The 20,261-nt window shown below is 62.0% G+C and carries 16 protein-coding genes; 10 read left to right on the forward strand and 6 right to left on the reverse strand.

Annotated features, from left to right (window positions below; genetic code table 11):
* The first annotated feature begins 127 nt into the window (after positions 1-127).
* Positions 128-775, forward strand: a complete 648-nt coding sequence (locus tag ACODR6_RS31045) for a MarC family protein (RefSeq protein ID WP_112711885.1) — start codon at positions 128-130, stop codon at positions 773-775.
* Between the two features lie 49 nt (positions 776-824).
* Here the strand turns inward: ACODR6_RS31045 and ACODR6_RS31050 are convergent, their stop codons facing one another.
* Complete coding sequence (locus ACODR6_RS31050; RefSeq protein ID WP_112711883.1) at positions 825-1,379, reverse strand: single-stranded DNA-binding protein; 555 nt, start codon at positions 1,377-1,379, stop codon at positions 825-827.
* 252 nt (positions 1,380-1,631) lie between these two features.
* On the opposite strand from ACODR6_RS31050, the gene uvrA reads away from it, so the two are divergent.
* From uvrA to ACODR6_RS31065, 3 genes are read left to right on the forward strand one after another with little or no spacing between them, the layout of a single operon-like run.
* Positions 1,632-4,556 (forward strand): excinuclease ABC subunit UvrA, encoded by a 2,925-nt coding sequence (gene uvrA / locus ACODR6_RS31055; RefSeq protein WP_112711881.1) that lies wholly within the window; start codon positions 1,632-1,634, stop codon positions 4,554-4,556.
* 1 nt (position 4,557) lies between these two features.
* Entirely contained in the window at positions 4,558-5,010 is a 453-nt protein-coding gene (locus ACODR6_RS31060) for a GNAT family N-acetyltransferase (protein ID WP_112711879.1), read from the forward strand.
* 21 nt (positions 5,011-5,031) lie between these two features.
* A complete protein-coding gene (locus tag ACODR6_RS31065; protein ID WP_489026335.1) occupies positions 5,032-5,838 on the forward strand; it encodes a DUF72 domain-containing protein in 807 nt (268 codons plus the stop codon).
* A 15-nt stretch (positions 5,839-5,853) separates the two neighbouring features.
* Here the strand turns inward: ACODR6_RS31065 and ACODR6_RS31070 are convergent, their stop codons facing one another.
* Complete coding sequence (locus tag ACODR6_RS31070) at positions 5,854-7,329, reverse strand: NAD(P)H-hydrate dehydratase (protein WP_489026337.1); 1,476 nt, start codon at positions 7,327-7,329, stop codon at positions 5,854-5,856.
* 343 nt (positions 7,330-7,672) lie between these two features.
* On the opposite strand from ACODR6_RS31070, the gene ACODR6_RS31075 reads away from it, so the two are divergent.
* The 3 genes from ACODR6_RS31075 (at position 7,673) to hspQ (ending at position 9,961) form a co-directional block, all read left to right on the forward strand.
* Entirely contained in the window at positions 7,673-8,011 is a 339-nt protein-coding gene (locus ACODR6_RS31075) for a P-II family nitrogen regulator (RefSeq protein ID WP_003539626.1), read from the forward strand.
* Between the two features lie 60 nt (positions 8,012-8,071).
* Positions 8,072-9,481, forward strand: coding sequence for a type I glutamate--ammonia ligase (gene glnA / locus ACODR6_RS31080; protein ID WP_203428899.1), 1,410 nt, complete (start codon positions 8,072-8,074; stop codon positions 9,479-9,481).
* Positions 9,482-9,631: 150 nt separating this feature from the next.
* Positions 9,632-9,961 (forward strand): heat shock protein HspQ, encoded by a 330-nt coding sequence (hspQ, locus tag ACODR6_RS31085; RefSeq protein ID WP_130278340.1) that lies wholly within the window; start codon positions 9,632-9,634, stop codon positions 9,959-9,961.
* A gap of 113 nt (positions 9,962-10,074) precedes the next feature.
* On the opposite strand, the gene ACODR6_RS31090 is transcribed toward hspQ, so the two are convergent.
* Complete coding sequence (locus ACODR6_RS31090; protein ID WP_112711869.1) at positions 10,075-10,728, reverse strand: invasion associated locus B family protein; 654 nt, start codon at positions 10,726-10,728, stop codon at positions 10,075-10,077.
* Positions 10,729-10,997: 269 nt separating this feature from the next.
* Here ACODR6_RS31090 and ACODR6_RS31095 point away from each other — a divergent pair, with 269 nt between their 5' ends.
* Complete coding sequence (locus ACODR6_RS31095) at positions 10,998-12,800, forward strand: extracellular solute-binding protein (RefSeq protein WP_489026340.1); 1,803 nt, start codon at positions 10,998-11,000, stop codon at positions 12,798-12,800.
* A gap of 85 nt (positions 12,801-12,885) precedes the next feature.
* Positions 12,886-13,557, forward strand: coding sequence for a DsbA family oxidoreductase (locus tag ACODR6_RS31100; RefSeq protein WP_489026342.1), 672 nt, complete (start codon positions 12,886-12,888; stop codon positions 13,555-13,557).
* On the opposite strand, the gene mfd is transcribed toward ACODR6_RS31100, so the two are convergent.
* On the reverse strand, positions 13,554-17,060 hold the full coding sequence (gene mfd / locus ACODR6_RS31105) for a transcription-repair coupling factor (protein ID WP_489026344.1): 3,507 nt from the start codon (positions 17,058-17,060) through the stop codon (positions 13,554-13,556). The genes ACODR6_RS31100 and mfd overlap by 4 nt on opposite strands.
* Positions 17,057-17,374 carry an FAD assembly factor SdhE gene (locus ACODR6_RS31110; protein WP_449097022.1) on the reverse strand — a complete coding sequence of 106 codons (318 nt, stop codon included), beginning with the start codon at positions 17,372-17,374 and terminating at the stop codon, positions 17,057-17,059. Before ACODR6_RS31110 ends, mfd begins: the two co-directional genes overlap by 4 nt.
* A 92-nt stretch (positions 17,375-17,466) precedes the next feature.
* On the opposite strand from ACODR6_RS31110, the gene recG reads away from it, so the two are divergent.
* A complete protein-coding gene (gene recG / locus ACODR6_RS31115) occupies positions 17,467-19,572 on the forward strand; it encodes an ATP-dependent DNA helicase RecG (protein WP_489026346.1) in 2,106 nt (701 codons plus the stop codon).
* Here recG and ACODR6_RS31120 read toward each other — a convergent pair.
* Positions 19,528-20,259, reverse strand: coding sequence for a DUF502 domain-containing protein (locus ACODR6_RS31120; protein ID WP_130278345.1), 732 nt, complete (start codon positions 20,257-20,259; stop codon positions 19,528-19,530). The two genes, recG and ACODR6_RS31120, sit on opposite strands and share 45 nt — an antisense overlap.
* Positions 20,260-20,261: the final 2 nt, after the last annotated feature.

Consider the following 20,261-nt stretch of genomic DNA (forward strand, 5'->3'; position numbering starts at 1 on the left):
GAAAGGCGGCAATTCTGGCGTTTTTGCGCCGGGAGGAGGCCTACGCGAAAACAGGCGGTTTGCCAAACGCGGGCAGTCGCTCCACAATCGCGAAAACCTCGCCCTCATATGGTGTTTTGGAGACCGAATGGCAAGCACCGACCAACTGATCAATGCCTTCACCACCCTGCTCGTGACTATCGATCCGCCGGGGCTGGCGCCAATCTTTCTGGGGCTGACCGCTGGCATGAGCCGGCCCCAGCGCAAGCAGGTGGCGCTGCGCGGCTCGATGATCGCCTTCATCATCCTCGCGGTCTTCGCGCTGTTTGGTGCCGGTGTGCTCGGCGTGCTCGGCATATCCATGGGAGCCTTCCGCCTCGCTGGTGGCCTGCTGCTCTTCTGGATCGCCTTTGAAATGGTCTTCGAGAAGCGTCAGGACCGCAAGGAGAAGACCAGCGAAGTCGCCATCACCAAGGACCACATCCAGAATATCGCCGTCTTCCCGCTGGCGATCCCGCTGGTTGCCGGTCCGGGAGCGATCTCGGCGACGATCCTGCTCTCTGGTGCCTTCGCCTCGTCGATCGAGCGGGCGCAGCTGATCATCGTCATCGCCGCCAACCTGCTGATCACGCTAGGCGCCCTGCTGGTCGCCGACAGGCTCGACCGTTTCCTCGGCGCCACCGGCCGGGCGATCCTGACGCGGCTTCTCGGCGTCATCCTGGCGGCCCTGGCGGTGCAGTTCGTTGTCGATGGCGCCAAGGCGGCGCTCAATCTGATCAGCGCCACACCGGCCTAACAAAAACGGCGCCTCAAGGGGCGCCGTTTTCATTTGATCCGTCCGGTTCTCAGAATGGGATGTCGTCGTCGAGATCCCGCGAGAAGTTGCCGCCGCTACCGCCGCCACTGCTGCTGCCGCCACGGCCGCCGCCGGAAGACTGGGAGGGCGCGCCGTAGTCGTCGCCGTAGCCGCCACCGCCGCCACCATAATCGTTGTTGTTGCCACGGCCGCCGCCACCGCCGAAGCCGGAGCTTGCGCCGCCGCCGTCGCCACGGCCATCGAGCATCGTCAGCGTCGAGTTGAAGCCCTGCAGCACGACTTCCGTCGAGTAGCGGTCCTGACCCTGCTGGTCCTGCCACTTGCGGGTCTGCAGCGCGCCTTCGATATAGAGCTTGGCGCCCTTCTTGACGTATTGCTCGACAACCTTGCAGAGGCCTTCGTTGAAGACGACGACAGTGTGCCATTCGGTCTTTTCGCGGCGTTCGCCGGAATTGCGGTCGCGCCACTGCTCAGAGGTCGCGATACGCAGGTTGGCGATCGGACGGCCGTCCTGGGTCCTGCGGATTTCGGGGTCGGCGCCCACGTTTCCGATCAGAATTACCTTGTTTACGCTACCAGCCATGCTTTTCACCTTACCTGCCGCCCTGCCCGGCGGCGCTTGAAACAATCGGTGCACCTTAAACTATAGAGCCCTTGCGAGGCGCGTCCATCGGGCCGTCATCCACAAGGAATTTTGTTCTTTCTTTGTTCTACTTATTCACTATGATCCTGTCAACAGAATCGAAAACCTTCTCCTACCCCGGATTTGAGCCTCGACTCGCCCGCGAGCATCACTAAATAAGGGGCTTCATCCAAGAGACCAAAGCAGAAGACGATGAGCGAACTGAAGACGATTTCCATCCGCGGCGCGCGTGAGCATAATTTGAAGGGCATCGACCTCGATCTGCCGCGCAACAAGCTTATCGTGATGACGGGCCTTTCAGGGTCCGGCAAATCCTCGCTGGCATTCGATACGATCTATGCCGAGGGGCAGCGGCGTTATGTCGAAAGCCTCTCGGCCTATGCGCGCCAGTTCCTGGAAATGATGCAGAAGCCTGACGTCGACCAGATCGACGGCCTCTCGCCTGCCATCTCGATTGAGCAGAAGACGACGTCGCGCAATCCGCGCTCGACGGTCGGCACGGTCACCGAGATCTACGACTATATGCGTCTGCTCTTTGCGCGCGTCGGCGTTCCCTATTCGCCGGCCACCGGCCTGCCGATCGAGAGCCAGACGGTCAGCCAGATGGTGGACCGCGTGCTCGCCTTCGAAGAGGGCACGCGTCTTTATATTCTGGCGCCGCTCGTGCGCGGCCGCAAGGGCGAGTACAAGAAGGAACTCGCCGAGCTCATGAAAAAGGGCTTCCAGCGCGTCAAGGTGGACGGCCAGTTCTACGAGATCGCCGACGTTCCGGCCCTCGACAAGAAGTACAAGCATGACATCGACGTCGTCGTCGACCGTATCGTCGTGCGCGCCGACATGTCCTCTCGTTTGGCGGACAGCCTGGAGACCTCGCTGAAGCTCGCCGATGGCCTGGCGGTCGCCGAATTCGCCGACAAGCCGCTGCCGCCGGAGGAAACCGCTGCCGGCGGTTCGGCCAACAAGTCGCTGAACGAGACGCATGAGCGCGTGCTCTTTTCTGAAAAATTCGCCTGCCCGGTTTCCGGCTTCACCATTCCGGAGATCGAGCCGCGTCTCTTCTCGTTCAACAACCCGGCCGGCGCCTGCCCGACCTGCGACGGTCTCGGCGCGCAGCAGAAGATCGACGCCAACCTGATTATCCCGGAACCGGAACGGACGCTGCGCGACGGCGCGATCGCACCCTGGGCCAAGTCGTCTTCTCCTTATTACAATCAGACGCTAGAAGCGCTCGGCAAGCATTTCGGCTTCAAGCTCGGCAATCGATGGAGCGATCTTTCCGCCAAGGCCCAGGATGTGATCCTGAACGGCACCGAAGAGAAGATCGAATTCCACTATGCCGATGGCGCGCGCTCCTACACGACGCACAAGACCTTCGAAGGCATCATCACCAATCTTGAGCGCCGCTGGAAGGAGACGGATTCCGCCTGGGCGCGCGAGGAGATCGAGCGTTTCATGTCGGCGGCTCCCTGCCCGTCCTGCGCCGGTTACCGCCTGAAGCCCGAAGCGCTGGCCGTCAAGATCGACAAGCTGCATATCGGCGAAGTCACGCAGATGTCGATCCGCGTCGCCCGCGACTGGTTCGAAGTGCTGCCGTCGCATTTCACGGCGAAGCAGAACGAGATTGCCGTGCGCATTCTCAAGGAAATCCGCGACCGCCTGCGGTTCCTGAACGATGTCGGCCTCGAATATCTCAGCCTGTCTCGCAATTCAGGGACGCTGTCGGGTGGCGAGAGCCAGCGCATTCGCCTGGCATCGCAGATCGGCTCGGGCTTGACGGGCGTGCTCTATGTTCTCGACGAACCCTCGATCGGCCTCCACCAGCGCGACAATGCCCGCCTGCTCGACACGCTGAAGCACCTGCGCGACATCGGCAATACCGTGATCGTCGTCGAGCATGACGAGGACGCGATCCTAACGGCCGACGACGTGGTCGATATCGGCCCGGCCGCCGGCATTCACGGCGGCCAGGTTATCGCCCACGGCACGCCACAGGACATCATGGCGAACCCGAAGTCGCTGACCGGCAAATATCTCTCCGGCGAACTCGGCGTTCCCGTCCCCGATGAGCGGCGCAAGCCGAAGAAGGGCAAAGAGATCAAGGTCGTCGGCGCCCGGGGCAACAACCTCAAGAACGTCACCGCCTCGATCCCGCTCGGTGTCTTCACGGCAGTGACCGGCGTTTCCGGCGGCGGCAAGTCCACCTTCCTGATCGAGACGCTCTACAAGTCGGCAGCGCGCCGCGTCATGGGCGCGCGCGAAATCCCGGCCGATCACGACCGCATCGACGGCTTCGAGCATATCGACAAGGTGATCGATATCGACCAATCGCCGATCGGGCGCACGCCGCGCTCGAACCCGGCGACCTATACCGGCGCCTTCACGCCGATCCGCGATTGGTTCGCCGGCCTGCCGGAAGCCAAGGCGCGCGGCTATCAGCCGGGCCGCTTCTCGTTCAACGTCAAAGGCGGCCGCTGCGAGGCCTGCCAGGGCGACGGCGTCATCAAGATCGAGATGCACTTCCTGCCGGATGTCTACGTCACCTGCGACGTCTGCCACGGCAAGCGCTACAATCGCGAGACGCTCGACGTCACCTTCAAGGGCAAGTCGATCTCCGACGTGCTCGACATGACGGTCGAGGAAGGCGTCGAGTTCTTCGCTGCCGTCCCCGCGGTGCGCGACAAGCTGCAGTCGCTGTTCGATGTCGGCCTTGGCTATATCAAAGTCGGCCAGCAGGCGAACACGCTGTCGGGCGGCGAGGCGCAGCGCGTCAAGCTCGCCAAGGAACTGTCGAAGCGCTCGACCGGCCGCACGCTCTACATTCTCGACGAGCCGACGACCGGCCTGCACTTCCACGACGTCGCCAAGCTGCTGGAAATGCTGCACGAGCTGGTCAACCAGGGCAACTCCGTCGTCGTCATCGAGCACAATCTCGAAGTCATCAAGACAGCCGACTGGGTACTCGATTTCGGCCCCGAAGGCGGCGATGGCGGCGGCGAGATCGTTGCGACCGGCACGCCTGAGGCGATCGTCAAGGAGAAGCGCTCCTATACCGGCCACTTCCTGAAGGAGCTGCTGGAGCGGCGCCCGGTGAAGAAGACGGTCGCAGCGGCCGAGTGAGATGCTGAGACAGGCGGCCGCTGACGATCTTGAGACCGTGCGCCGCCTGACCATGGCGGCTTACGGCCCCTATGTCGCGGAATTCGGCGGCGAGCCGCTGCCGATGCGCGAAGATTACGCGCCGCGGATCGCCAATGGCGAGGTGTGGCTGCTCGATATCGATGGCGAGCCTGGCGGGCTCGCCGTTCTTGAACGCCATGCGGATCACACGATGCTGTTCAGCATCGCCGTGTCGCCTGATCATCATAGCCGCGGGATCGGCCGTACGATTCTCGGCTGGGTGGAAGACAAGACGCGCGAATGGGAGCTGCCGGAAGTCAGGCTCTACACCAATGCGCGGATGGAGAGGAATATCGCGATCTACCGCGCCTTCGGCTTTCAGGAAACGGGTCGACGGCCGAACCCCTACCGGCCAGGATGGGTGATCGTCGACATGGCAAAGCAAATCGCCTGAACGGGCAAAGGGAGGAAGAGAATGAGCAAATCCGGCACTATCCGCGTCGGTATCGGCGGCTGGACATTCGAGCCTTGGCGCAATCATTTCTTCCCCTCCGACCTGAAGCAGAAGGACGAGCTCAATTATGCCAGCCGCCAGCTGAAGGTCATCGAAGTCAACGGCACCTATTACAGCTCGCAGAAGCCGGAGACCTTCGCGAAATGGGGCGCGGATGTGCCCGATGGTTTCATCTTCTCGCTGAAGGCCAGCCGCTTCGTCACCAACCGCAAGGTTTTGGGCGAAGCCGGCGAATCCATGCAGCGGTTCCTGACGCAGGGACTGACGGAACTCGGCGACCGTCTCGGGCCGATCCTCTGGCAGTTCGCGCCGACCAAGAAGTTCGAGCCCGACGATTTCGAAGCGTTCCTGAAGCTGCTGCCGGACAAGCAGGATGGCCTACCGTTGCGCCATGTCGTCGAGGTCCGTCATGACAGTTTCAAGGTGCAGGATTTCGTCGCGCTGCTGGCCAAGTACGGCGTGGCGCCTGTCGTCGCCGAGCATTTCGATTATCCGATGATATCAGACGTCACCGCCGATTTCGTCTATGCGCGGCTGCAGAAGGGTTCGGACGAGATCCGGACCTGCTATCCGCCCAAGGACCTGAAGGCCTGGGCAAAGCGGCTGGAGACCTGGGCCGAAGGCAAGGTGCCCGACGATCTGCCTCTCATCGACGCGGATCGCAAGGTGAAGGCCGAGCCGCGCGACGTCTTCGCCTTCATGATCCATGAGGGCAAGGTGAACGCCCCCTTCGGCGCCATCGCGCTGCAGGAAGAGGTCGGCAAGTAATCAGCCGGCCGGCAGTCAGAACGGCAGGACGTGGGCGGCGAGATCTTCCGCCGTCAACCCCTTGCCGGCGCGCTGCCCGGCGAGGCTGTGCAGGTAGACGCCGATCGCTGCCGCCTCGAAGGCCGGAAGGCCCTGCGCCAGATAGGCGCCGATGATGCCGGCAAGCACGTCGCCGGACCCTGCCGTTGCCAGCCAGACCGGCGCATTGGTGTTGATCAGCGCGCGGCCATCGGGTGCGGCAATAACGGTATCGGCACCCTTGAAGACGATCGCCGCATTGGCGCGCTTCGCCGCCATCTGTGCCTTGGCGGTCTTGCCGAGCCCGGTATCGGCGGCGATATCGGGGAAGAGGCGGGCGAATTCGCCGTCATGCGGCGTCAGGACCAGACGCGGTTCGCCACCGGCGAACAGGTCGAACAGGCGCTTCGGCTCCTGGCGGAACGAAGTGATGCCGTCAGCATCGAGCACCAGGCGGCGGTCGCTCAGTGTCGCGGCATAGTCCCTCGCCTGCTCGCCGATCCCGAAGCCCGGACCGAGCACGAAAGTCTGCAGCCGGTCGTCCTCCAGCCATTCTTCCAGCTGTTCCGTGTCGCCGATCTCGCGCAGCATGACCGCCGTCAGATGCGCGCTGTTTTCCGCAAGCGCTTCCGCCGGTGCGGCGATCGTCACCAGACCTGCGCCGGCCTTCAGGCCCGATATGGCCGACATCCGCGCCGCGCCGGTCTTTCCCGCCGAACCGGAGAAGACAACGAGATGGCCGCGCTTGTATTTATGGGTCTCCAGCCTCGCCGACGGCGTCAGATGCGCCCATTGGGCCGGGGTATTCTCGGCGATATCAGAGCCGGCATGTGCACGGACGATCCGGGCGGGAATGCCGATATCGATGACATCGAGCGCCCCGCAAAGCTCCCTGCCCGGCATCAAGAGATGGCCCGGCTTGCGGGTCATGAAAGTGATCGTCTGCGTCGCTGAAAAGGCTGCGCCGAGCACCTCGCCCGTCGCACCGTCGATGCCCGATGGCAGATCGACGGCGATCACGGGCAAATCCGCCCAGCGCACGGCCGAGATGACGTCCTCGACCTCGCCGGACACATCGCGGCTCAGTCCGGCGCCGAACAGCGCATCGATGACGAGGTCGCCGTCTTGTGGCTGGTATTCTTCAAGCGGCTCGACATCGCCGGTCCATTCCGAATGGGCCCGCCCGGCGTCGCCCTTCAGCCGTTCGGGATCGCCGAGCTGGAAGAGAGCGACCGCTGCGCCGCTCTCGGCCAGGAAGCGGGCTGCCACATAGCCGTCGCCGCCATTGTTGCCGGGTCCGCAGAGGACGGCGAAGCGAAGTGCGCCGGGATAAAGCCGTATCGCGGCCGCAGCCACAGCCGCGCCTGCGCTGGTCATCAGCGCAAAGCTGTCGATGCCGCTTTCGGCCGCCGCCTTGTCGACAGCCGCCATTTCGGCGGGCGTCAGGAGCAATTCACTCAATCGATCGGTCATGACCCCATTGAAGTCAAAAAACGCCTAAAAAACAACCGGTTTCGGGCGATACAGGCGAGATCATTATTTGTGCAATTGCCTATTTTTAGCCCATACGCACTCGGTAAACCGAAACTCGCCTCCACAGAAAAATCTGCGATTTCCGTGGTATTTTCGATTTTTTCCGATCGAAATTGTCATCTTTTTACGAAAAATCGCAACTAAACAGGAGCCTTGGCGCGGTTTTGGGTGCATTTGCCGCATTTTTTCGATCTGGCCCGTTGCGAACTGGCATGATACCTGCATCATGTTTCGCGAGCGGCATACGCACGCTTTAACGGGAGAAGCGGAGAGTCATTTTCTCATGAAAAAGATCGAAGCGATCATTAAGCCTTTCAAGCTCGACGAAGTGAAGGAAGCCCTTCAGGAAGTCGGCCTGCAGGGCATTACGGTTACGGAAGCAAAGGGCTTCGGTCGCCAGAAGGGCCACACGGAGCTTTACCGTGGCGCCGAATATGTTGTCGATTTCCTGCCGAAGGTGAAGGTCGAAGTGGTTCTCGCCGACGAGAACGCCGAAGCCGTCATCGACGCGATCCGCAAGGCCGCCCAGACCGGCCGCATCGGCGATGGCAAAATTTTCGTGTCGAATGTCGAGGAAGTCATCCGCATTCGTACTGGCGAAACCGGTATCGACGCTATTTAAGCAGGCCTTGCCCCCAAGAGGCAAAGCCAAGTCGTCATAGCAAATCAAAGGGAGTGTTTCATGGCGAGTGCAAGCGAAATTCTGAAGCAGATCAAGGAGAACGACGTCAAGTTCGTGGATCTGCGCTTCACCGACCCCAAGGGCAAGCTGCAGCATGTGACGATGGACGTCGTCTGTGTGGACGAAGACATGTTTGCCGACGGCGTCATGTTCGACGGTTCCTCGATCGGCGGCTGGAAGGCCATCAACGAGTCCGACATGGTTCTCATGCCGGATACCGACACGGTTCACATGGACCCGTTCTTCGCGCAGTCGACGATGGTCATCATCTGCGACATTCTCGATCCGGTCTCGGGCGAAGCCTATAACCGCGACCCGCGCGGCACCGCCAAGAAGGCCGAAGCCTATCTGAAGGCATCCGGCATCGGCGACACCGTATTCGTCGGCCCGGAAGCCGAATTCTTCGTCTTCGACGACGTCAAGTACAAGGCCGACCCATACAATACCGGCTTCAAGCTCGACTCGACCGAACTGCCGTCGAACGACGACACCGAATATGAAACCGGCAACCTCGGCCACCGCCCGCGCGTCAAGGGCGGCTACTTCCCGGTTCCGCCGATCGACAGCGCCCAGGACATGCGTTCCGAGATGCTGACGGTTCTCAGCGAAATGGGCGTCGTCGTCGAAAAGCACCACCACGAAGTGGCTGCCGCCCAGCACGAGCTCGGCATCAAGTTCGACACGCTGGTTCGCAACGCCGACAAGATGCAGATCTACAAGTATGTCGTGCACCAGGTCGCCAATGCCTATGGCAAGACGGCAACCTTCATGCCGAAGCCGATCTTCGGCGACAACGGCTCGGGCATGCACGTGCACCTTTCGATCTGGAAGGGCGGCAAGCCGGGCTTCGCAGGCGACGAATATGCAGGCCTGTCCGAATCCTGCCTCTACTTCATCGGCGGCATCATCAAGCATGCCAAGGCGCTGAACGCCTTCACCAACCCGTCGACGAACTCCTATAAGCGTCTCGTCCCGGGTTATGAAGCGCCGGTTCTGCTCGCCTACTCGGCCCGCAACCGCTCCGCTTCCTGCCGTATTCCGTTCGGCAGCAACCCGAAGGCAAAGCGCGTCGAAGTCCGCTTCCCGGACCCGATGGCGAACCCCTACCTCGCCTTCGCAGCGATGCTGATGGCCGGCCTCGACGGCATCAAGAACAAGATTCATCCGGGCAAGGCCATGGACAAGGATCTGTACGACCTGCCGCCGAAGGAACTGAAGAAGATCCCGACGGTCTGCGGCTCGCTGCGCGAAGCGCTCGAAAGCCTCGACAAGGACCGCAAGTTCCTGACTGCCGGCGGCGTTTTCGACGACGACCAGATCGACTCGTTCATCGAGCTGAAAATGGCCGAAGTGATGCGCTTCGAAATGACGCCGCATCCTGTCGAATACGACATGTACTACTCGGCATAAGCGAATACCGGAAAGCCCTGGCGAAAGCCGGGGCTTTTCTCGATGTCACTGAGGCTGATGGCGACATGACACTCATGTGACGAAATCCTGCACAAATCTTGATTTGAGCAGGCCCAATCACCAAATCTGGTGATGAAAGGAAGTCGTACCATGAAAGAAAGAGTTGCAAAGTTCGGTATCGGTGAAGTGGTCCGGCACAAGGTATTTCCGTTTCGCGGCGTGATCTTCGACGTCGATCCGGAATTCGCGAATACGGAGGAGTGGTGGAACTCCATTCCCGCCGAAGTTCGCCCCAGCAAGGACCAGCCGTTCTATCATCTGCTCGCCGAAAATGACGAGAACGAATACGTCGCCTACGTCTCGGAGCAGAACCTGGTGAATGACGAAAGCGGTGTGCCGCTTCGCAATGAGCAGGTCTACCAGATCTTCGACATGGCGCCGACCGGCCAGTTCAAGCCCAAGATGAGCCTGGCCAACTAAGCGCATCAAATACCAATCTGAGGAAACCCCGCTCCGGCGGGGTTTTTCTTTGCTGGCAGCAATAAAAAAACCCGGCGCGGAGGCCGGGTTTTCTGAAACGATATGCAAGACGCTTACTGAGCGGTCTTTGCAGCGTTCTGCGCGTCTTCCAGCTTCTTGCGGGCTTCTTCAGCCTTCTTCTGCATGCTGTCCTGCAGGCTCTTCTGGCTTTCGGCAAGCTTCGATTCGGAAACTGCTTCGCCGTCATAAGCGCCGGTGAAGCCTTCGAGCGAAATCTTGATCGGGTTCGGAGCGCGGCGGAAGTTGATCGAGGTGAAGATCACGTCGCTACCCTTCTTGAGGCTGGCGATCATCGCGTCGGTCAGCGGCAGTTCGGCCGTGCACTTATCGGGCAGGCAGACTGCGTAGTCGAGCTTCTGGCCCTTGTTGTTGTCGATCTGCATCATGATGCCGGGCGGGATCAGGCGGGCGGTCGGAACCGAGACCTGGAGGATCTTGCGGTTGACCTTGCCGGAAACGCTGATGAGGCCGACAGCCGTGACCAGCTGGCCGCCATTGGCGAGGATCAGGTTCTGGACGACGCAGATGTCGTTGTCTTCCTGCTTGCTGCAGGTCTTGTACCAGCCGAGCCGCGGAGCGCCGGCTGCCTGCTGCGGGGCATTGGCGGCGTCCTGAGCGAAGGAGGACACCGGTGCCGAGGCGGCGCCGAAGGCAACTGCGAGAACGGACAGGGCTGCCCGCATTTTCTTTTCAGACTTGAAGATCATAACGGATTCCGTCTCCTGATACCCATTCGGGACCGCGACCTGCAGCCCTCTCCAACCGGGTCATTCGGCACTCCACCTCATAAAACAATGAGGCAAATGCATGACCCCGAACTTCGGGAACACCTGTTACATTGAGGCGCTTCAGATATCCAGTATTTCTTTGGCAATTTCTGGATGCTCGTAAAGATTTGAGGGCGTGAATGTTCGATTTTTCGCGCTCCGTGATAGTCTTCGCGCGAATCGAGCCCTGCCGGAAAGGAAATTCAGAGATGCTCCGGATCACCCTGCCCGCCGTCTTCGCCCTCATCTGCACTGCCGCCGCCGCCGAGCCGCTTCACGGCATTGCAATGCATGGCCAGCCGGCGCTGCCTGCTGATTACAAGAGCTTCCCTTACGTCAATCCGGATGTGAAGAAGGGCGGCCATATCACCTATGGCGTGGTCGGCACCTTCGACAATCTCAATCCCTTCATCCTGAAGAGCATGCGTACGACGGCGCGCGGCATGTGGGACCCTGACTACGGTAATCTCGTCTACGAATCGCTGCTGCAGCGCTCGCGCGACGAGCCCTTCACGCTCTATGGTTTGCTCGCCGAAAGCGTCGAGTGGGACGACAACCGGACCTTCATCCAGTTCAACCTCAATCCCAAGGCGAAATGGGCGGACGGCCAGCCAGTGACGGCCGAGGACGTGATGTTCACCTTCGAGCTCTTGCGCGACAAGGGCCGAATTCCCTTCGCGTCGCGCCTCAGCCTGGTCTCGAAGATGGAGAAAGTCGGCGAGCGCGGCGTGCGCTTTACCTTCAACGACAAGGCCGACCGCGAAACACCGATGGTCTTCGGGCTGATGCCTGTCCTGCCGAAGCACCTGATCGATCCGGAGACCTTCGACCGCAGCTCGCTGACGCCCCCCGTCGGTTCCGGTCCGTACAAGATCAAGACGGTGAAGCCCGGCGAGAGCATCACTTTCGAGCGCGATCCGAACTATTGGGGCAAGGATATCCCCTCCAAGGTCGGGATGGACAACTACGACCGGATCACCGTTCAGTATTTCCTGCAGGACACGACGCTGTTCGAAGCCTTCAAGAAGGGCGATGTCGACGTCTATCCGGATGGAAGCCCCGGTCATTGGGCGACCGCCTACAATTTCCCGGCGGTCAGTTCCGGCGCCGTCATCAAGGATACGTTCCAGCCGCAGCTGCCGAGCGGCATGTTCGGCTTCGTCTTCAATACCCGCCGGCCGATGTTCAAGAACGTCAAGCTGCGCGAGGGCCTGTCGCTGGTCTTCGATTTCGAATGGGCGAACAGGAACCTGTTCTCCGGCGCCTACAAGCGCACCGAAAGCTTCTGGCAGAATTCCGAGCTCTCAAGCTTCGGCGTTCCGGCCGACGCGCATGAGCTTGCGATGCTTGGACCGCTGAAGGACAAGATCGATCCTGAAATCCTCGACGGCACCTACAAGCTGCCGGTTACCGACGGGTCTGGCCGCGACCGCAAGGTGCTGAAGCAGGCCGTCGATGTTCTCAAGGAAGCCGGTTATTCGATCAAGAACGGCAAGATGACCGATGCCAAGGGCAAGGCGCTGGCCTTCGAGATCATGACGCAGAATGCCGATCAGGAAAAACTGGCGATTGCCTATCAGCGTTCGCTGCAGACGCTCGGCATTACCACTTCGATCCGCACGGTCGATGATTCGCAGTATCAGAGCCGGACCAACAGCTTCGACTATGACGTCATCGTCAAATCCTATGTCTCGTCGCTCTCACCCGGAAACGAGCAGCTCTCCTATTGGGCATCGGCAAGCCGCGACCGCGAGGGCAGCTCTAATTTTGCCGGCGTTGCCGATCCCGATGTCGACACCGCGATCAAGCATCTTCTAACGGCCCGCTCCGACGAGGATTTCACCGCGGCCGTGCGCTCGCACGACCGGCTGCTGCTGTCCGGCCATTACGTGCTGCCGCTCTATCATATCGACCAGCAATGGATCGCCCGAAGCAAGCGCATCGGTCATCCGGACAACGTTCCGCTCTACGGATACCAGCTGCCGGCATGGTGGGACCAAAGCGCCCAGTAGGCGGTTCCTTTTTCCTGCCTGGTTGAAGTCGGCGGCGTGAGCGCATAGATGGCGTTAAGCAGCCAAGCCAGAAAAGGAAAACACCATGGAACGCATTACCATCGACGTCGTCTCGGATGTCGTCTGCCCGTGGTGCTATCTCGGCAAGGCGCGGCTGGAGCTCGCCATTGCCGAAGTGCAGGACGAGGTCGGCGTCGACATCAACTGGCGCCCCTACCGGCTGAACCCCGATTACCCGCCTGAAGGCGTCGACCAGAAGAAGAGCCTGGAAGAAAAGCTCGGCGGCGCCGAGCGCGTGGCGCAGGCCCACAAGATGCTCACCGATTTTGGCAAGGAAGTCGGCATCAACTTCAATTTCGAGGCGATCAAGATCGGCCCGAACACGCTCGATGCCCACCGGCTGATCCACTGGGCGATGATCGAGGACCGTGAGAAGGCCGACAAGGTCGTCAACGGGTTGTTCAAGGCGAATTTCGAAGAAGGCCGCAATGTCGGCGATCACGCTGTCCTGCTCGATGTCGCCGAGAAGGCCGGTCTCGACCGCGCCGTGACCGCTTCGCTTCTGGCATCGGATGCCGACAAGGTTCTCGTCGTCGAAGAAATCGAATCGGCGCAGAAGATGGGCGTCAACGGCGTGCCGTTCTTCATCTTCGACCAGCAATATGCCGTCAGCGGCGCACAGACGCCCGACATCCTTGCCGGCGCGCTGCGCGATATCGCCAAGGCGAAGGCCGAAGCCCGCGCAGGAATGAACTAACCCTTCGCCAATTCCGCCAATTGCGTCATGATAACGGCTGCGCCCTGCAGCCGTTTTTCCGGCGTCGGGAGATCGCGGGTCAGGAACAGGCTGTGATCCGGGCGGATCTTTGCCATCGCGCCCTGCTTGCCGATATAGCCGACGAGATTTGCCGGGTTCGGGAATTCCTTGTTCCTGAACTGTACGACGATGCCCTTCGGGCCGGCGTCCAGCTTCTCGACATTGGCGATGCGGCAGAGCGACTTCACGTAGACGATCTTCAGCAGATGCTGGACCTCGATCGGCATCGGGCCGAAGCGGTCGATCATCTCGGCGCCGAAACCGTCGATCTCCTTCAGCTCGGTGATTTCGCCGAGGCGGCGGTAGAGCGCCATGCGCAGGTGCAAATCCGGGACGTAATTGTCGGGGATCATCACCGGCGTGCCGACGGAGATCTGCGGCGACCAGCCGGTATCGGCGATCTCGTCGACGCCCTTCACTTCGGCAACGGCTTCCTCGAGCATCTGCTGATAGAGCTCGAAGCCGACTTCCTTGATATGGCCTGACTGTTCCTCGCCGAGAAGATTGCCGGCGCCTCGGATGTCGAGGTCGTGGCTGGCGAGCTGGAAGCCGGCGCCCAGCGTATCCAGCGACTGCAGTACCTTCAGGCGGCGCTCGGCGGTCGCCGTCAGCACCTTGTTGACCGGCAGCGTGAAGAGCGCGAAGGCGCGCACCTTCGATCGGCCGACGCGGCCGCGCAGCTGGTAGAGCTGGGCGAGGCCGAACATATCGGCGCGGTGGACGATCAGCGTATTGGCGGTCGGCACGTCGAGACCGGATTCGACGATGGTCGTCGACAGCAGCACGTCGTAGCGGCCTTCATAGAAGGCATTCATGATGTCTTCGAGCTCGCCTGCCGGCATCTGGCCATGGGCGACGGCGACCTTCAGCTCGGGCACATCGGACTGCAGGAAGGCGTGGACGTCTTCGAGATCGGCGAGGCGCGGGCAGACGTAGAAGCTCTGGCCGCCGCGATAGTGCTCGCGCATCAGCGTCTCGCGGATAACGAGGCTGTCGAAGGGCGAGATGAAGGTGCGCACGGCCATGCGGTCAACAGGCGGCGTGGTGATCAGCGACAGCTCGCGCACGCCGGTCATCGCCAGCTGCAGCGTGCGCGGGATCGGCGTTGCGGAGAGCGTCAGGACATGGACGTCGCTCTTCAGCTCCTTCAGGCGTTCCTTGTGCTTGACGCCGAAATGCTGCTCTTCGTCGATGATCAGCAGGCCGAGATTGGCGAAATTGATGCCGGCGCCGAGCAGCGCATGCGTGCCGACGACGATGTCGGTCTTGCCGTCGGCGACTTCCTTCTTGGTCAGCGCCAGATCCTTGGAGCCGACGAGACGCGAGGCCTGCTGGACGCGAACCGGCAGGCCGCGGAAACGCTCGGAAAAAGTCTTGAAATGCTGGCGCGACAGAAGGGTCGTCGGAACGACGACGGCAACCTGGACACCGTTCATGGCGGCGACGAAGGCGGCGCGCAGCGCCACCTCGGTCTTGCCGAAACCGACGTCGCCGCAGACGAGGCGATCCATCGGACGGCCGGCGGCAAGATCGTCGCGGACGGCCTCGATGGCCGTGTCCTGATCCTCGGTCTCGTCATAGGGGAAGCGGGCGGCGAATTCGTCGTAGAGGCCTTCGGGCGTCGTCAGCACTGGCGCGTGACGCGTCAGGCGCTCGGCGGCGATGCGGATCAGCGCATCGGCCATCTCGAGCAGGCGCTTCTTGAGCTTGGCCTTGCGCATTTGCCATGCGCCGCCGCCCAGCTTGTCGAGCATCGCCTCGGTGCCCTCGCCGCCATAACGCGAGAGCAGATCGATATTTTCGACCGGCAGGAAGAGCTTGGCCTCATCGGCATATTGCAGCTCGAGGCAGGCATGCGGGGCGCCCGCGGCCTCGATGGTCCGCAGGCCGATGAAACGGCCGATACCGTGTTCGGCGTGAACGACGATCGAGCCTTCGTCGAGGCCAGCGACTTCGGAGATGAAGTCGGCGGCGCGCTTGCGGCGCTTCGAACGGCGCACCATGCGGTCGCCGAGGATATCCTGCTCGCCGATGACGATGAGATCGCCGGTCTCGAAACCGGATTCGAGGCTGAAAACGGCCGAAGCCGCCTCGCCCTTTGCAAGCGAGGAAATATCCTTTAGGGCCGCGACCGGCTTGACGCGCTCGAGGCCGTGTTCGTTCAAGACCTGCAGCAGGCGGTCGAGCGAACCTTCGGTCCAGGCGGTGATCAGCACCTTGGCGCCGCCTGCCCGCTTGTCGGCGATGAACTTGACGACGGCGTCGAAGACATTGACGCGCTCGGCATTGCCGCCGCCTTCGGCATTCGACCGCGCCCAGCGCTCGCCTTGGCGGGCATCGATATTGACGACGCGGCGCGCCTCGCCTTCGTGCTCGTTGAACGGCGTCATGCGGATGGCGCTGAAGGCATCCAGCATACTGGCGAAGGTCTTGCTGTCGAGATAGAGCTGGCCCGGTGTCACCGGCTTGTAGGGCGTGCCCTGTGCCATCTGGCCCTTGGTGGGCTGGCCGGAGCTCAGGCGGGCGTCGTAATAGTCGAGCACCAGCTTGGAGCGTTCCTCGGCGGCTTCGCGGACCGTGTGATCGGTGACCAGCTGGAAGCCCCTGAGATAGTCGAAGACCGTTTCCAGCCGCTCGTAGAAGAGCGGCAGCCAGTGTTCCATGCCGGCGTAGCGGCGGCCCTCGGAAACCGCGAGATAGAGCGCATCGTCGCGGGTCGCCGCGCCGAAGGCCGAGAGGTAATTCTTGCGGAAGCGGCTGATCGTATCCGGCGTCAGCGTCACTTCGCTCATCGGGTTCAGATCGAGCGAGCGGACCTGCCCCGTCGTGCGCTGGCTGGCCGGATCGAAGCTGCGGATGCTTTCCAGCGTGTCGCCGAAGAAATCGAGGCGCACCGGCTCTTCCGAGCCCGGCACGAAGACATCGAGAATGCCGCCACGCACCGCATATTCGCCGACTTCGCGCACCGTCGCGACGCGGTCGAAGCCGTTGCGCTCCAGGCGCCCGGCAATGTCGTCCATGCGCACCTGATTGCCGGGACGGGCGGAGAAGGCCAGGCTTTCGATGACCTCCTGCGGCGCCACCTTCTGCAGCATAGCATTGACCGTCACCAGAACGATCGCCGCATGCGGCTTCTTCTGGTGGGCGATCAGGCCGCTCAGCGCTGCCAGACGGCGTGCCGAGGTATCCGCGCTCGGCGAGACGCGGTCATAGGGCAGACAGTCCCAGGCGGGCAGCGTCAGGACCGGGATTTCGGGAGCGACGAAAGCAAGCATCTGCTCCAGATCGGCCATTCGCTGACCGTCGGAGAGAATATAGGCGACCGGCTTTCCGGCGCGCGCCAGTTCGGCGAGCAGCAGCGGCTCCATGCCCGCGGGCACGTTGCCGATCGTCAGCGGCTCGGAAGCGGCTGCGAGCTTCTTTGCATCAAATCCTGAAATCATTCCGGTTTCCTGGGAAGATCATCGGCCGGATAGGGAAAGTCTGGCCTGAAAGACACGATCCGTTCGAACATCGGCGTCTGAAAACGCTCCGGCACCGGCCATGTTCCCATCACCCAGCGCAGAAGATCGTTGTCCTCTTCGTTCATGATGGTTTCGAGCTCGTCGAGTTCGGCTTCCGAAAGGGTCGGAAGCTCGGATTCGGCAAACTGCCCGAAAACCAGATCCATCTCGCGCAGGCCTCGGTGCCAGCAACGGAACAAGATCCGGCGGCGGCGCGGGTCCAGCCCGGCACTCGAGAGCGTTACACCTGTCATGGCAATACCTTCCTGTTGATGCGCCTCTATAGACCCTGGAAAGCGGCTTGTCAGCCTTGCCAAGGCCCCATTCTTCATCGCATTTTGCGGCCATGCGCCCGACCATTCTCGATCCGCTGTTTTCCCCCGTTTCGGCTCTCGCAGGCGTCGGCCCGAAGATCGCCGAGTTGCTCGTCAAGCTGCTCGACCGCGAGACGCCCGATGACACCCGCATCATCGACCTCCTCTTTCACGCGCCTCATTCGTTAGTGGACCGCCGCAACCAGCCGGGGATCGCGCGGGCGCCGCAGGGCGCGATCGTGACGATCACCGCACGCGTCGACCGGCATCAGGCGCCACCACGCGGCAAGAGCAACATTCCCTACCGCGTCTTCCTCCATGATGAGACCGGTGAGCTCAGCCTCGTCTTCTTCCGCGGCCAGGCGGCCTGGCTGGAAAAGCAGCTGCCGCTCGACGAGGAAGTCACCGTCAGTGGCAAGGTCGACTGGTTCAACGGCCGTGCGACGATGGTGCATCCCGATTACATCGTGAAGGCCAGCGAGGCGGAGAACCTGCCGCTGGTGGAGCCGATCTATCCGTTGACGGCCGGCCTCTCGCCGAAGACGCTGCGCAAGATCATCGACGCGGCACTGCCGCGGATGCCCGAGCTGCCTGAGTGGATCGACTTCCCGGTGGTCCAGAAGCAAGGCCTGCCGTCGATCCGCGACAGCTTCATGATGCTGCACGAGCCGCGCGACCCTGAAGATATCGATCCGCAGACGCCGGCGCGCCGCCGCCTTGCCTATGATGAGTTTCTGGCCGGTCAGCTGTCGCTCAGCCTTGTGCGTCAGAGGCTGCGCAAGGTCGCTGGTCAGCCCGTACATGCTACTGGAGAAATCAGCTCCAAAATATTGCAATCCCTTCCCTTTTCGCCAACCAACAGCCAGACGGAAGCGATCCGCGAGGCGCTTGCCGACATGGCTGACGAAGACCGGATGCTGCGGTTGCTGCAGGGCGACGTCGGCTCCGGCAAGACGCTGGTGGCGCTGATGACCATGGCGGCCGTCATCGAAAGCGGTGGTCAGGCGGTGCTGATGGCGCCGACCGAAATTCTGGCGCGCCAGCACTATGCGACGATCTCGAAATTCGCAGCATCCGCCGGGCTGGGGATCGAGGTGCTGACCGGGCGGACGAAGGGACGGGAGCGCGAGGATATCCTCGAACGCATCGCCTCAGGCCAAGCGCAGATCATCATCGGCACGCACGCGCTCTTTCAGGACAGCGTCAGCTACAAGAACCTGATGCTCGCGGTCGTTGACGAGCAGCATCGCTTCGGCGTCCACCAGCGCCTGCGGCTGACGGCGAAGGGCATCTCGCCGCATATGCTGGTCATGACCGCGACACCGATCCCACGCACGCTGGTTCTCGCCGCTTTCGGCGACATGGACGTCTCCAAGCTCACCGAGAAGCCCGCAGGGCGCAAGCCGATCCAGACGATCACGATCCCGAACGAGCGCACCGGCGAGATCGTCCAGCGGCTGAAGGGTGCGCTTGCCGAAGGCAAGAAGGCCTATTGGATCTGCCCGCTGGTCGAAGAGTCCGAAGAGAGCGACCTGATGTCGGCGGAGGAGCGCCACGCCACGCTGACCTCCGCGCTCGGGCCCGGCATAGGCCTGATCCACGGCCGCATGAGCGGACCGGAGAAAGACGCAGTGATGCTTGCCTTCAAGAGCGGTGAGCTCCGGCTACTGGTCGCGACGACCGTGGTCGAAGTCGGTGTCGACGTACCGGACGCGACGATCATGGTGATCGAGCATGCCGAGCGTTTCGGTCTTGCGCAGCTCCATCAGCTCCGCGGCCGTGTCGGCCGTGGCGACGAGGCTTCCACCTGCATCCTGCTCTACAAGGGACCACTCGGCGAAACCGGTCATGCGCGGCTTTCGATCATGCGCGAGACCGAGGATGGCTTCCGGATTGCGGAAGAGGACCTGAAGCTGCGCGGCGAAGGCGAGCTTCTCGGCACCCGCCAATCGGGCACGCCAGGTTTCAGGATCGCCAGCCTTGAGGATCATGCCGATCTCCTGGAGATCGCCCGCAAGGATGCCGCCTATCTGATCGAGCGCGATCCCGATCTGAGGAGCGAGCGCGGAGAGGCCGTGCGCACCCTGCTCTACCTATTCCGGCGCGATGAGGCGATCCGCTTTCTTCATGCGGGCTGAGGCCTTCGGCTTCAGCGCCGCAGGCTCGGCGCCCGGTACGACCGGCAGATATTCCGGGGTGACGAGACCGCCGGAAACGAGAAGCTTGGCACCGTCCTCAGCCGTCATGTCGAGCACGACGATCTTCTCGCGCGGCACGAAGATCAGGAAGCCCGCGGTCGGCACCGGGGTCGGCGGCAGGAAGACGCTGACCATGTCCTTGCCCATCGCATTGAACTTCGAGGCGATCTCACCCTTGGCGTCCGTGGCGATGAAGACCAGAGACCAGAGGCCGGCGCTCGGATATTCGATCAGACCGACCTTCTTGAAGGAATCGCTGCGCTCCTTGAGCACCGTCTCGAAGATCTGCTTCAGGCTCTTGTAGATGCTGCGCACCAACGGAACCCGGCGCACCAGCGACTCGCTGAACTGCACGATCGTCTGGCCGATGAGGTTCTTGCCGAGGAAGCCGATGATGGTGATGAAGATCATCGCGATCAGCAGGCCGGAGCCGGGAACGGCGAAATTCAGGTAACTGTCGGGATCGTAGCGCGCAGGGATATAGGGCTTCACCCAGCTGTCCGCCCAGCGAACGACCGACCATGTCAGCCAGAGCGTAATAGCGATCGGGGCGCAGATGATGAGGCCCGCAAGGAAGTTGTTTCTGATGCGCGTGGCAATCGGCAGGCGGGGAAGCTTGTTGGTCATCG

The organism is Rhizobium sp. FG96 (assembly GCF_057808655.1).